Raw genomic sequence first — 13,764 nt, 5'->3', positions numbered from 1 at the left:
AATGAGAATAATCCCAGCCATAGATATCATAGATGGAAAGTGCGTAAGACTAACCAAAGGAGATTATGATACAAAAAAGATATATAACGAAAATCCTTTGGAAGTCGCTAAAGAATTTGAAGCGTCTGGTATAGAATATTTACATCTTGTAGATTTAGATGGCGCTAAGGCCAAGCATATTGTAAACTATAGGGTTTTAGAAACTATAGCCGCAAAGACAAATTTAAAGATTGATTTTGGAGGAGGTTTAAAATCTAATGAAGACTTAAATATTGCTTTTAATTGTGGAGCCAAACAGATAACAGGCGGGAGTATAGCTGTAAGTGATAGAGAAACTTTTGAAGGCTGGTTGTCTAAATATGGGTCGCAAAAAATAATATTAGGCGCCGATAGTAATGACGGTAAAATTGCTATAAACGGTTGGCAAGACAATAGCAAAGAAGAAGTTATTTCGTTTATAAAAGCTTATCAAAGAAAGCATGTTAAGTATGTTATTTGTACAGATATTTCAAGGGATGGAATGTTAGAAGGCCCCTCTATAGAACTCTATAAAACTATTATTAATACCTGTAGTAGCAGTAGCGGAACTCAGTCTATTAATCTTATTGCCTCAGGAGGTGTCTCTAGTATTGTTGATTTGGAATCTTTAAAAGCTATTGGTTGTGAGGGAGCTATAGTTGGAAAAGCCATTTATGAGAATAAAATAAGTTTAAGAGCTTTAGAAAAATTTATAGTCAATAATTAGTTATGCTAACAAAACGAATTGTTCCCTGCTTGGATATTAAAAATGGACGTACGGTGAAAGGTGTCAACTTTGTTGATTTACGTGATGCTGGTGACCCAGTAGTTTTAGCCAAACAATATGCAGAATTAGGAGCAGATGAACTGGTCTTTTTAGATATAGCTGCAACTCTTGAGAATAGAAAAACTATGCACGATATGGTTTTAAAAGTGGCAGAACAGGTTAATATCCCATTCACTGTAGGTGGAGGAATTTCATCTGTTGATGATGTTGATGATTTGTTGCAATGTGGTGCGGATAAAGTGTCTATCAATTCTTCTGCAGTTAAGCGACCGGAACTAATCAATGAATTATCAGAAAAATTTGGGAGTCAGTGTGTCGTCGTCGCTATTGATGCAAAACAAATAGATGACGAATGGTTTGTACATTTAGCAGGAGGAACTATTCCAACAGATATTAAATTATTTGACTGGGCAAAAGAAGTTGAAGAAAGAGGAGCTGGAGAAATTCTATTTACCTCTATGAATCACGATGGGACTAAGGCTGGTTTTGCCAATGTGGCTTTAGCTAAATTATCAGATTTGGTAAATATTCCAATTATTGCTTCTGGAGGTGCTGGAACCATTAAGCATTTTGTTGACACATTCAAAGAAGGAAAAGTAGATGCGGCTTTAGCTGCTAGTGTATTTCATTTTGGAGAAATCCCGATACAAGAATTAAAAAAAGAATTAAAGCAACAAAATATAGAAGTAAGATTATGAACATCAACTTTAATAAAAATCCGGACGGTTTAGTGCCAGCAATTATTCAAGATGTACAAACTAAGAATGTTTTGATGTTAGGCTATATGAATGAAGAAGCCCTAGGAAAAACTAAATCATCTGGCTTAGTAACGTTTTTTAGTAGAACAAAAAATAGACTTTGGACTAAGGGCGAAGAAAGTGGTAATGTTCTAAATTTAGTTGATTTAAAGTTAGATTGTGATAATGATACACTTTTAGTGTCTGTAAACCCAGAAGGTCCAACATGCCATAAAGGTTCTGACACTTGTTGGGATGATACTAATAATCAATCATTTGGTTTTATTTCAAAACTAGAGGATACTATTGCTTCAAGGATTGATAATGCTGATTCTAAAAAATCTTATGTTGCATCATTATTTGCTAAAGGCATTAATAAAGTTGCTCAAAAAGTAGGTGAGGAAGCTGTAGAAGTAGTCATTGAAGCAAAAGATAATAATGATGAATTGTTCTTGGAGGAAAGTGCAGATTTATTGTTTCATTATTTAATGCTATTGCAAGCTAAAGGTTTTAAACTTATAGATGTAGTTAATGTGCTTCAGAAGAGAGAAAAATAAAAAGCATCGGGATTACTGATGCTTTTTGTTTAATTATATTTTTATAATTATTTAAGCCAACCCTTTGCTGCAGAGTTTCTTGCAAAGTATATCAGGAATACACAAACTACAATTACCAATACAGGCATTACCATTTGAGCGCCAGTCATTTCAACATTTTTAAAAAGGTAAAAATGCTGAACAATTGCTCCGATTGCTGATAACACAAAGAGTATATGCGCCCATTTTTTACGAATTAATAAGCACAAAGCACCTAAAACACCAGCAAATACTGCTGTTGCAAATGCTGCTGTATACCAAGTAGGATATTCTACTAAAAATTCGGCTTGCTGCTCTGGCGGTAAAGCCGCAATCATTTCGTCTGTAGCAAATGCTCTACCTAGATAGGCCATTACGCCTAAGCCGTTCCAAATAAGTGCCAAAACACTTACAATCCAGAACCAAACTGGTGGTTTTGTTGTTGTCATAGTTAAATTGATTTAGTTAGATTTCTGTTTCAAGTTAAAAAAAATTTTGATTAGGTGCTTTTCAAGCATTACTTTCGACCTCAATATGGCTTTTGATAAAAGATATTATTACCTCATAAAATTGCAGTATCTAGGATACCGTTTTCATGGTTGGCAAAAACAACCAGATGTTAAAACAATTCACTTAATGATTGATAGAACACTTAAGTTTATTCTAAAGGATATTAAATTTAAAACATTAGGCGCTGGACGTACTGACGCAATGGTTTCTGCAAATGAAGCTGCGTTGGAGTTGTTTATTTATAACGCCCCAATTAAAGACTTTGATGAATTTTTGGCACTTTTTAATCATAATTTACCCCAAGACATTAGAGCTTTAAGCATTAAGGAAGTTGATAAAAATTTCAATATCATTCAAGATTCAAAAATCAAAGAATACCACTATGTGTTTTCCGAAGGTCAAAAAAATCACCCATTTTGTGCCCCAATATTAACAACGATTCTAGAGCCTTTAGATGTAGAACTTATGAAAAAAGGTGCTCTTTTATTTAAGGGCACACATTATTTTAAATCGTATTGTTATAAGGCAACAGCTACTGGGGAATTTGTGAGAACAATTGAAGATTGCGAGCTAACTGAAAACACAGATTACACTGCAAATTTCTTCCCAGAAAAGTCATATGTACTTAAAGTAAAAGGCAAAGGTTTTATGCGTAACCAAATACGTTTAATGTTTGGTGTTTTAATTAAGTTGGGTAGAGGAGAAGTCGATTTAGATTATATAAAAACGTCTTTATCTAATGACAGTACCGAAGTTATGGATTATATAGCACCAGCTTCCGGATTAATTTTGCATGCGATAGATTTTGAATAAAAAAAATCACCTTAATAAATTAAGATGATTTTTTCTAATAAAGTTAAGTAAGAAAAATCTCTACTTTACTACATGTAACTTAGGTTCTTTTGTTACGAACTTACCATTGACACATTCACCAAGAATGATAACTTCTTTAGATCGCTCGTACATTTTTATTGAACGCTCCATCTGCATTTCTGTTGCATTGTATAGTTTAACACCAGATCTAGAACCTTTGTTTCTAATCTCTATATAATAGCCATCTTTTAATTTAGTTGGCTTAGTTGCTGGTCTACCCATATATTATATCTGTAATTATTAATTTTTGCATTATAGTGAAAATTCTTTCACTGTACAAGTTAATTTTGAATTATTCTAAATTATACAGGTTAATCGTTAAAAAAAATAAAGATTGAATGATAAAACTGTTAAAATATTAAAAAATATGTAGCGATGTTTAGGCTTCTTTTTAATTAAAATTTGAAAAGAAAAGTCTAAATAGATGCTTTACTTCGTTAAATTAAAATTTCAATTATATATTTTTGATACCTACAAATACCAAAATCATGAGTTCAATATCAAAAGACACGTTTACTTTTCTTAAAAAGCTAGAAAAGAATAATAACCGCGAATGGTTTAATGAGAATAAACCAGAATTTAAGCGTATTGAATCTCAAGTAAAAGCATCCTATAATTACTTAGGTGAGTTAATGAATGTGCATGATCAAATTGATAAGGTTAAAATCTTTAGAATTTATAGAGACGTACGATTTTCAAAAAATAAACTACCTTATAAGACGCATTTTGGAGGCTCTTTTCATAGAAAAAAACCAGAGTTAAGAGGTGGTTATTACTTACATATACAACCAAATAACGAATCATTTATAGCCTTAGGCTTTTGGGAACCTAATAAGGAAGACTTATTACGCATCCGTAAAGAGTTTGAAATGGATGACCAAGACATGCGTGATATTCTTAATAATAAATCTTTTAACTCTATTTGGGGTGGATTTGTTGGAGATGAGTTAAAAACTGCTCCTAAAGGCTTTGATAAAACGCACCCTGCAATTGATTTGATTCGTCGTAAACAATATATCTTCACAAAAAAATATTCTGATAAAGAGGTGATATCATCTAACTTTATAAAAGATGTAGATACGGCTTTTAATTCGGCTAAACCGTTTGTGGATTATATGAGTGATGTACTGACGACTAACCTTAACGGAGAGTCATTATTATAAAACTAAAAAGCCAAGTATAACACTTGGCTTTTTAAATATCTACGTTTTAGATTTGACTTAACCCACCATCAATTTCAAGTTCTACACCATTAATGTATGATGCATCATCAGATGCTAAGAATAATGCTGCATTTGCAATTTCTTCAGAAGTACCAAAACGACCTAAAGGCACTGAAGCTGCAAATCCTTTTCCCATTTCTTCAACTACATCTTGAGGCAGTCCCATTTTGCCATAAAGCGGTGTTGCAATCGGACCCGGAGCAATAGAGTTTACTCTAATTCCTCTAGACTTTACTTCAGAAGTTAATACGCGAGAATACGCTCTTAATGCACCTTTACTTGCAGAGTATACACCTAAACCATCAAACCCTTTTTGATGTACTATAGAATTTGTGAACAGAATAGTACCACCATCATTAATTTTTGGTAATGCTTCTTTTGTAGCTAGTATTGGTCCTTTAACATTTATATTAAAGATTTCATCATAATGCTCTGCAGTAATATCTGTTGTTGGTGAAATAGGAGCAATGCCAGCATTTAAGAACAATATATCAATATTACCATACTTATTTGTTACTTCTTTTATTAGATTGATATTATCTTCTGGTTTTGATACATCAGCTAATACAGTTATAAAATCACCTTCTAAATCTTTAGCTACTTCATCTAAAGCGTCTTGTCGTCTTCCAGAAAGCACAACTTTTGCACCTTCTTTTAAGTATAGTTTTGCAGTTGCTAAACCTATACCGCTATTAGCTCCAGTAATTACTGCAACTTTGTTTTTTAATTTACCCATAATGTTTGTTTTATTTGAAACAATCGTTTCAAATTAGATTAAAAAAATTACTTTAAGTTCTGCAAAGTCGTATTAATAAGGCTTTGCAATTGTTGTTTATTATCAATTAAAATACCTGTCATTCTAAACCCTTGTATCGCAGTAAACAAATAAAGCGCATAGTCTTTAGGAGTGCGATTTCTATTGATACTAGAATTTTCTTGCCCTTGGTTAACTAAATCCTCAAATAAAGCTAAAGTGCTTTCCTGATTGTTTATTAAAAAATTATTAATTGTAGAATCTTGATTGGCCATTTCAGATTTACAGTTAGTAATTAGGCAACCTTTATTATCATTATCTTTGACAATCTCTTCTAAATACAATTCAAAGATAGATTCAATAGCTTTCAAAGGACAGTTAGCTTTTAATAAAAGATTAGAAATTGACCTTTGATATTTGTTTTGATACACCTTTAAGCATTCTAGAAATAGATTATGCTTATTGCCAAAAGAATTATAGATACTTGAGCGATTTAAGCCTGTGGCATCCACTAAATCCTGCATAGATGCAGCATTATACCCCTTTGTATGGAATACATGACTTGCTTGATTGAGCACTATTTCTTTATTAAAAACTTCGGTTTTTGGCATTTATTTGAAATGAACGTTCCAAAATTAAAAACAATTTTAATATAGAGATGTTAAAAGAATTATAAAATTAGAAATTGATTATACCGCTTTTAGAAAATCAGGTTTTATAAAAAGCTGAATGCTGCTGAGCAAACGCTCTTTTACGATGTTCATCATGCGCTTGTTTAATGCTGAAGAATTTAGAATATACAGCTCATATTCTTCAACAGTAAACTGCCCAATCACCATACCTTTAAGAGAGTTCCTAAACTTCATGTCTTTATGTATAGCATTTTCTATGTAGGCCAATTGCTTTGGTAGTGTTAAGTCGTAAAACACATTTTTTCGTTTTGAAATATAATTTTTAAACACAGCTACAAACAAATCGTTCTGCATCTTTATAATAGGACGGAGCGTTTTGTTCTGAAAAGCTTCGTCATTAGACATAGAGTCATAGACTTTTGCTGAGGGAATTAGTGGTCTGATGTCAAGTAGATGTTTAGAGCGGGTTTCCATATCAAAGTAGAATTGAATTAATATGGAATTAAATTTAAGTATTAACCAAGGAGAAATATTAATGTGAGAATTATCTTGTCAACGGTGTTATTAACAAATCAATTTCTAGCTAGTACAATTACAAGTTAGTATCTTTATCTTAAAATTATAAATATGAAGTTTGGAAGTGTCGACAATCCTGAAGATATAGATTTTACTTTACCCATAGACCATACCGATACCTTAAGAGTTTTAAAAGACAACCCATCAAACAGAACAAATGTATTTGTAGGTTGTGCTAAATGGAATAGGGCAGATCTAAAGGGGTTTTATCCAAGAGGTACTAAAGATGAGTTAGAATATTACTCTCGTCAATTTAATTCCATTGAGCTTAATGCTACTTTTTATAGGATTTTCCCACCAGAGCAGTTCATAAAATGGTATGACAAGACTCCACCTAATTTTAAGTTTTTTCCTAAGCTTAATCAAGAAATAAGTCATTGGAAACGCTTAAACGATGAAGTAAAACCCGTAGTGGATAACTATTTATACAGTGCCATTAATCTTAAGGAAAAACTAGGCTGCATATTTTTACAAATGCATACTAATTTTGCCCCTAAAGATTTTGATAGAGTCATAAATTTTGCTGAATCTTGGCCAAAAGAGATTCCATTAGCAATGGAGTTTAGACATACAAATTGGTATAATGACAAGGCTGTTGCAGAAGATTTGTACCAGCTATTGGAAGAGAATAATATTTCAAATATCATTGTTGATTCTGCAGGAAGACGAGACATCATGCATATGCGCTTAACAAACTCAAGGGCTTTTATACGCTATGTAGGTGCCAATCATCAGAGCGATTATACACGATTGGATGATTGGGTAGAACGCTTAAAAATATGGAAAGATGCTGGAATTAATGACATCAATTTCTTTGTACATCAGAATATTGAAAAGGAATCACCGTTGCTTTCAGCATATTTAATTAATAAAATGAATTCTGAGTTGGGCACAGATTTAAAAATACCTAATGACGATACTAATGGACAACAAACATTATTATAAATGAGATTTAACACACGTAAATGGGTAAAACCAGAAGATTTAAACCCTAATGGTACTTTATTTGGGGGTCAATTATTGGCATGGATTGATGAAGAAGCCGCTTTGTATACTATAATTCAGCTTGAAAATTCTAAAATAGTCACCAAGTATATGTCAGAAATTAACTTTATGGCTTCTGCTAAAAAAGGTGATATCGTTGAGATTGGTATAGAAGTTATTAAGTTTGGCAGAACATCTATTACTATGAAATGTGAAGCAAGAAATAAGATGACTCGAGAGACTATATTAACCGTTGATAATATGATAATGGTAAATCTAGGTCAGGACGGAAAACCTGCTCCTCATGGCAAAACAAAAGTAGAATTTGTAAAAGACAGAGTTCAATAAAACATTATGACCAGTTCTGGATATAAATGCTATTAGTGCTTTTTTACAGCTTGCAAATGATGCTATCACTATATACTATTTATTTTTTTTTCTCAAAAGCTTCTTTAAAAAATAATAAAATTCAATGGGTTTGTAAGTGTCCATATGGCATACCACACAATAATCACATTGCTGACACCATGCATGAGTTCTGGCAATACTCCTAACCAAATATTTCGGGGAATAATACTTTTGAAGCATATCGAACTTTTTCAGTTGATACATCTATGGTACAAGCGGAAGTTCGGATAGTTTGAATACTGTTTGAATTGAAGTAGGAGAGTAAATCGAATGAAGAAGTGATTATTTCCCTATTATTACATGAAATCTACCACTTATTACCTCTTACTTTTGTTTTCGAATAAAATGACCGTAATTCAGATATTCATAAAATCGCAAAATGGCAGTGCCATTGTCGATTACATTAAAATTTATAAAAAATAACGAATAAAAATAGAATTATATATTTGCTTTAACTAATTCAATCCATGTATGAAATCAACTATATTTAGCTTCTCCCTTTCATTATTTATTTCTTTTAGTGTCAATAGTCAAGCACTTTTTCAAGATAGTTTTAATGGACTAACTTCTGGCCAAGAACTTCATGGACAAGGACTTTGGACAAATGCCACATCATCTGGTGGCTCAGGAGATGTTTTTGGAGGTGTACGGACTAATGTTGTTGCGTTCCCATTATCATATCCAGCTTATGGAAGCTCATCAAATAGCATACAATCTGATAATACAATGAGTTCTGATGGGCCAGGTCACTTATTTCCTTCAGCAATAACTTCAGGCACATTCTATACTAGTTTTGTTATAAATGTTTCTGATGCACCTCCAACTTCTGGTACTGTATATGATGTTATTAGGGTTTTGAATGGCTCGGCGTTTTCGGTTACACTTCGTTTATTTGTACAGGAATCTGGAAGTGGTTATAATTTTGGTATTCAAATTGGAGACCCTTCTAGTCCAAAAGGTATTACCACTCAAGTATATAATTATAACACATCGTATTTGGTGGTATTAAAATACACTATTAATGGTGGTGTAGTTAATGACACTCTAGATCTTTTTGTAAATCCTGATTATGCAAATGGCGAGCCAGCAACACCGACATTAGCAGCTCCTCCAACTTCACTTTCACTAGAGTATGCATCAAATGTTGATCGCTTTACTTTTGTTTGGAATATTCCAAACTCTGGAAGGTTTGCGGGTCATGTTGGTTTAGTGAGTGTTGCAAGCACATGGAGTGATTTAGTACTTTCAAATAATGACATTAACTATAATAATTTGGATGTCAAATACATTAATAACTCAAAGTCTATTCAATTTAATGATTCAGTTACAGGTCAAATGAATATATATAACGTCACTGGTCAAAGCATTAAAAAATTGCAAATGAACAATGAGAGTATTGTTAATTTGAGTGATTTGAAAACAGGAATATATCTATCAAAATTTACTTCAATTAATGGAGAAGCTAAAACATTTAAGTTTGTAGTTAACTAATAGTTTTTTTAGGCTCTAGAACAAACTCATAAACCTCTAAATCAAAGTAAGTCACTGCAGCTAATACATGGTCAAATATATCGCCCATGATATATTCATAATTCACCCAGCGTTGGTCTTTACTAAAGGTATAGATTTCTAAAGGAATTCCTTGAGTGGTTTGTTCTAATTGCCGCACCATCATCGTCATATCCTTATTTAAAGCTGAATGATTTTCAATATAGGCCTGAAGATATTTTCTGAAAACGCCAAAATTGGTAAGATTCCTTCCATTGATAAGTACGGATTTATCTATTTCATTTTCAATATTAGCTGCGCTAATTTCGTTGGAACGTGTGTTTAAATATTCTGAAACTAATTGAATCTTCTTATAGCGTTCAATATCAGTATCAGTTAAAAATTTAATAGTTGAAGCTTTTAAAATCACTGAACGTTTTATACGGCGCCCACCAGAATTAGTCATACCACGCCAGTTCTTAAAGGAATCTGAAATCAGCGCATAAGTGGGTATTGTAGTAATGGTTTTATCCCAGTTTTGGACTTTTACTGTGGCTAATGTGATTTCTATAACATCACCATCGGCACCATATTTTTCGAAAGTAATCCAGTCACCAATACGCACCATATCGTTAACTGTAACTTGTATACTCGCTACAAATCCTAAAATACTATCTCTAAAAACAAGAATGATAATTGCAGAAACTGCACCTATACTAGTTACAAACTCCCAAAAAGAAATTCCTGTAACTATGGCAAACATTGAAAATATAGCCAGTAACCACATGAAAATCATAAAGACTTGTATGTAACTATAAATAGGCTTGTCTTTATAGCGTGGTAAGGTTTTTAGATAATCACGAATTGAGAGCAGTACACTTTGAAGAATTCTAAGTGTCAATAAAATGGCAATGACTTTTAAGGTTTTTTCTATCACATCTTCTACAACAGGAAAATCAGAAAACACCTGTGGCACAAACTCTATTAAGATGATTAATGGAACAATATGCGCTACATTTCTAGGTAGTTTATTGGTGATAAGTATGTTGTCGAAATTTGTTTTAGTGCGTTTAGCTATAGTTGCAGAAAAGCGTCTTAAAAGACGTTTGGTCACAAAATCTATAATAAAAGCAACAATAAGCAATGCTATTAACAACGCTAACATGTTTAAATACTTAGCGGTATCAACAGAAAACCCTTTGTCAATTAATAAGTCGTATAAGTAATGTTTCATTAGGTCGAAGAAATTTCAATATAAACCTAGCAAATATTAGTTAAGCAGAATGCGGTTTTAGATATTTCTTATCAACATAAAAGGTGCCGAAAGGAATAAGCGAAGCTGCTAGAACGATTAAAAATGTTTTTTGATTCCATTTAAAATCGGGTTTTAGCCAAATCGCCAAAACAATATAAGCGACAAACAATAGGCCATGTGGCATTCCTAAGAGTTTCACATATTGAGGGTCACCATTTAAGTATTTAATTGGTACTGCCACAAACAATAGAAGTAAATAAGACACACCCTCTAAAAATGCTATAATTCTGAAAATATTCACCATAAATTAATCAAATTATTACTATCGCAAAAATACTGTAGAATAAGAGATTATGAATTGATTTTAACAGCTTTTAAGAATTAAATAAAAACTAATTTTCTATTAATTACCTTTACGCTGTTTAACCAATTTAATAACCAATTTCTAATGATTTCTCTAAGAAGACACTTAGCTGTAACACTATGTTTATCAATACTTTTAAGCTTTAGTTATGCAGAAGCACAATCTAAGCGTAAACGTAAAAAAGATGCTAAAACTGAACAAGTAAAACCAAAACCGGAAGCAAAAAAGAAAGGAAAAATTAAAGATTATGATAAAGTAATCACAAAAGATGCTATTACGGACGAAGGTTTATTTAAAGTGCATCAAGTAGGAGAGAAGTACTTTTTCGAAATTCCTAATGATTATCTCGACACAGATATGTTGTTAGTGAGTCGTTTTGCAAAGTTACCGTCAGGTCTTGGTGGTGGCTATGTCAATGCTGGTACAAAAACCAATACACGATTAGTAAGATGGCAACGTTTCAAGAATAAGATTTTAATAAAAGAGAAATCATATAGTGCAGTAGCACAAGACAGCTTACCAATTAACATATCTGTTCAGAATAACAACTATGAACCTACATTGTATGCGTTTGATATTCAAGCCATTTCAAAAGACTCTTCGGCTGTGGTTGTCGATGTAAGTTCTTTTTATGGTACTGACGTAAAAGCCTTAAGTGGTTTGCCGTCAAGATTCAGAAAACAATACAAGGTTAGAAATTTAGACAAATCTAGAAGTTTTATCAATTCGATGAAAAGCTTCCCGGAGAATATTGAAGTGATTCAGGATTTTACATATAATGCTTCTGAGCCACCTGTAAATACAGGAGATGAATCTATTAGCATTCAAATGAATCAGTCAATGATTCTGTTACCTAAAGATAAAATGCAACCACGTTATTTTGATGAGCGTGTCGGTTGGTTTACATTAAGTAAATACGATTATAGTAGTGAAAAACTAAAAGCTGATCGTAAAACATATATTCGTCGTTGGAGATTAGTCCCAAAAGATATTGAAGCATACAGACGAGGAGAATTAGTTGAACCTATAAAACCCATTGTTTATTATTTAGACCCAGCAACACCAGAGAAATTCCGTTCGTATATGAAAGAAGGTGTGGAGTTATGGCAAAAAGCTTTTGAAGTCGCTGGTTTTAAAAATGCCATTATCGCTAAAGACCCACCAACGAAAGAAGAAGACCCAGACTTTAGTCCAGAAGATATACGTTATTCGGTGATTCGTTATGTAGCAAGTACAACACGTAATGCAACTGGACCAAGTGTATCTGACCCAAGAACTGGAGAAATTATAGAAAGTGATATCATTTGGTATCATAACCATTTACGCTCTTATCGTAACCGTTACTTATTAGAAACGGGAGCAGCAAATCCTTCAGCACGTACTTTAGATACGCCAGAGCCTGAAATTGGAGAAATGATGAAAATGGTCATTGCGCACGAAGTGGGCCATACCTTAGGGTTACCTCATAATATGGCAGCTAGTTATGCGTATGATGTAGAGAATTATAGAGATGGTGCGTTTACTCAAAAAAATGGTATTGCAGCCACTATAATGGATTATGCGAGATATAATTATATAGCGCAACCTGGTGACCAGAACATTCGTTTTATAAGACAGCTAGGTCCTTATGATGATTATGCTATTAATTTTGGTTACCGTTATTATCCAGGTGTAAATTCAGCGGATGCAGAACGTTCAGTTTTAGATCAGTTGGTATCTTCAAAGGCTGGTGACCCTAAGTATATGTTTGGTAGTCAAGGCAGTCGTTTTGACCCAAGGTCGCAAACAGAAGATATAGGGAACAATAGTATTAAAGCGAGTACCTATGGGTTAAGCAATCTAAAAATTGTTGCTGCTAATTTACCACAATGGACAAGTGACCAAACTAATAATTATGACGATTTAGGAGAACTATATGGAGAAATGCTAGGTGTTTGGAATAGATATATTGGTCATGTAACGTCACATATAGGAGGCGTTTATGAGGATACTCAAAACCCATCACAAGGTGGAAATGTATACTCTATGGTTCCTAAAGCAGAGCAAAAAACAGCCATGCAATGGTTGCACAAAAATGCATTTGTTAGCCCTACATGGTTGGTAGATAAAAACATTCTCAATAAAATTGATTATGCGGGTTATACGGAGCGTTTAAGAGGTTTGCAAACAAGACACCTTAATCGTTTATTAAGCTTTGAGACTTTAGGGAGATTGATAGATTATAAAGCCTTAGATGCTAGTAATTATTCAGCTTTAGAGATGCTACGTGATTTACGTAAAGGTGTTTGGTCAGAAGCAAATTCAGGTCAAAATGTAACAGTTTACAGACGTAATTTACAACGTGCGCATATTGATCAATTGGGTAATTTAATGACAGGAGAGATGAATAGACGTTTTTCTCGTAAGTATTACAACGTTAACCAATCTGATGTTAGAGCCATAGTTAGAGGTGAGTTGAATGTATTAAAGCAACGCTTAAGAACAGCTTCAAATGCAGCAGTAAATACTGAGACGAAGTACCATTATAGAGATTGTTTAGAGCGTGTTAATTCAATTTTAGATCCTAAATAGAATTTATAA

Annotated in this window: 16 protein-coding genes; 9 read left to right on the top strand and 7 right to left on the bottom strand. The window is 32.9% G+C overall.

The window, feature by feature from the left end; all coding sequences use genetic code 11:
* The first annotated feature begins 1 nt into the window (after position 1).
* From hisA to hisIE, 3 genes are read left to right on the top strand one after another with little or no spacing between them, the layout of a single operon-like run.
* Positions 2-745: a 1-(5-phosphoribosyl)-5-[(5-phosphoribosylamino)methylideneamino]imidazole-4-carboxamide isomerase gene (gene hisA / locus Q0770_RS11145; protein WP_299116945.1), complete on the top strand. Its 744-nt coding sequence runs from the start codon at positions 2-4 to the stop codon at positions 743-745.
* A gap of 2 nt (positions 746-747) precedes the next feature.
* Positions 748-1,503 (top strand): imidazole glycerol phosphate synthase subunit HisF, encoded by a 756-nt coding sequence (hisF, locus tag Q0770_RS11140; RefSeq protein ID WP_299116943.1) that lies wholly within the window; start codon positions 748-750, stop codon positions 1,501-1,503.
* The gene (hisIE, locus tag Q0770_RS11135; protein WP_299116941.1) at positions 1,500-2,099 is read left to right on the top strand and encodes a bifunctional phosphoribosyl-AMP cyclohydrolase/phosphoribosyl-ATP diphosphatase HisIE; all 600 of its coding nucleotides are present in this window, start codon (positions 1,500-1,502) and stop codon (positions 2,097-2,099) included. Before hisF ends, hisIE begins: the two co-directional genes overlap by 4 nt.
* A 47-nt stretch (positions 2,100-2,146) precedes the next feature.
* On the opposite strand, the gene Q0770_RS11130 is transcribed toward hisIE, so the two are convergent.
* Positions 2,147-2,566: a hypothetical protein gene (locus tag Q0770_RS11130; RefSeq protein ID WP_299116939.1), complete on the bottom strand. Its 420-nt coding sequence runs from the start codon at positions 2,564-2,566 to the stop codon at positions 2,147-2,149.
* An 85-nt stretch (positions 2,567-2,651) separates the two neighbouring features.
* Between Q0770_RS11130 and Q0770_RS11125 the strand changes: the two genes are divergently transcribed.
* The gene (locus tag Q0770_RS11125; protein WP_299116937.1) at positions 2,652-3,440 is read left to right on the top strand and encodes a tRNA pseudouridine(38-40) synthase TruA; all 789 of its coding nucleotides are present in this window, start codon (positions 2,652-2,654) and stop codon (positions 3,438-3,440) included.
* A 60-nt stretch (positions 3,441-3,500) separates the two neighbouring features.
* Here the strand turns inward: Q0770_RS11125 and Q0770_RS11120 are convergent, their stop codons facing one another.
* Positions 3,501-3,722 (bottom strand): hypothetical protein, encoded by a 222-nt coding sequence (locus Q0770_RS11120; protein ID WP_299116935.1) that lies wholly within the window; start codon positions 3,720-3,722, stop codon positions 3,501-3,503.
* A 266-nt stretch (positions 3,723-3,988) separates the two neighbouring features.
* Here Q0770_RS11120 and Q0770_RS11115 point away from each other — a divergent pair, with 266 nt between their 5' ends.
* Positions 3,989-4,663, top strand: a complete 675-nt coding sequence (locus Q0770_RS11115; RefSeq protein WP_299116933.1) for a DUF2461 domain-containing protein — start codon at positions 3,989-3,991, stop codon at positions 4,661-4,663.
* 46 nt (positions 4,664-4,709) lie between these two features.
* Here the strand turns inward: Q0770_RS11115 and Q0770_RS11110 are convergent, their stop codons facing one another.
* The 3 genes from Q0770_RS11110 to Q0770_RS11100 form a co-directional block, all read right to left on the bottom strand.
* Positions 4,710-5,459 (bottom strand): SDR family NAD(P)-dependent oxidoreductase, encoded by a 750-nt coding sequence (locus tag Q0770_RS11110; RefSeq protein WP_299116931.1) that lies wholly within the window; start codon positions 5,457-5,459, stop codon positions 4,710-4,712.
* Between the two features lie 47 nt (positions 5,460-5,506).
* Positions 5,507-6,088 carry a TetR/AcrR family transcriptional regulator gene (locus Q0770_RS11105; RefSeq protein ID WP_299116929.1) on the bottom strand — a complete coding sequence of 194 codons (582 nt, stop codon included), beginning with the start codon at positions 6,086-6,088 and terminating at the stop codon, positions 5,507-5,509.
* A gap of 78 nt (positions 6,089-6,166) precedes the next feature.
* Positions 6,167-6,583 (bottom strand): glyoxalase, encoded by a 417-nt coding sequence (locus Q0770_RS11100; protein WP_299116927.1) that lies wholly within the window; start codon positions 6,581-6,583, stop codon positions 6,167-6,169.
* 153 nt (positions 6,584-6,736) lie between these two features.
* Between Q0770_RS11100 and Q0770_RS11095 the strand changes: the two genes are divergently transcribed.
* The 3 genes from Q0770_RS11095 (at position 6,737) to Q0770_RS11085 (ending at position 9,568) form a co-directional block, all read left to right on the top strand.
* The gene (locus tag Q0770_RS11095) at positions 6,737-7,630 is read left to right on the top strand and encodes a DUF72 domain-containing protein (RefSeq protein WP_299116926.1); all 894 of its coding nucleotides are present in this window, start codon (positions 6,737-6,739) and stop codon (positions 7,628-7,630) included.
* Positions 7,631-8,017 (top strand): acyl-CoA thioesterase, encoded by a 387-nt coding sequence (locus Q0770_RS11090; RefSeq protein WP_299116924.1) that lies wholly within the window; start codon positions 7,631-7,633, stop codon positions 8,015-8,017. It begins immediately after the preceding gene.
* Positions 8,018-8,548: 531 nt separating this feature from the next.
* Positions 8,549-9,568: a T9SS type A sorting domain-containing protein gene (locus tag Q0770_RS11085; RefSeq protein WP_299116922.1), complete on the top strand. Its 1,020-nt coding sequence runs from the start codon at positions 8,549-8,551 to the stop codon at positions 9,566-9,568.
* Here Q0770_RS11085 and Q0770_RS11080 read toward each other — a convergent pair.
* A complete protein-coding gene (locus Q0770_RS11080; RefSeq protein WP_299116920.1) occupies positions 9,561-10,799 on the bottom strand; it encodes a mechanosensitive ion channel family protein in 1,239 nt (412 codons plus the stop codon). The two genes, Q0770_RS11085 and Q0770_RS11080, sit on opposite strands and share 8 nt — an antisense overlap.
* Before the next feature lie 40 nt (positions 10,800-10,839).
* Entirely contained in the window at positions 10,840-11,124 is a 285-nt protein-coding gene (locus Q0770_RS11075; protein ID WP_299116917.1) for a DUF3817 domain-containing protein, read from the bottom strand.
* Between the two features lie 144 nt (positions 11,125-11,268).
* Between Q0770_RS11075 and Q0770_RS11070 the strand changes: the two genes are divergently transcribed.
* Positions 11,269-13,755 carry a zinc-dependent metalloprotease gene (locus Q0770_RS11070; protein ID WP_299116916.1) on the top strand — a complete coding sequence of 829 codons (2,487 nt, stop codon included), beginning with the start codon at positions 11,269-11,271 and terminating at the stop codon, positions 13,753-13,755.
* The last annotated feature ends 9 nt before the right edge of the window (positions 13,756-13,764 follow it).

It is taken from the genome of uncultured Winogradskyella sp., from assembly GCF_947501905.1.
Taxonomy (GTDB): domain Bacteria; phylum Bacteroidota; class Bacteroidia; order Flavobacteriales; family Flavobacteriaceae; genus Winogradskyella.
This window is presented reverse-complemented; position numbering and strand designations above follow the sequence as displayed.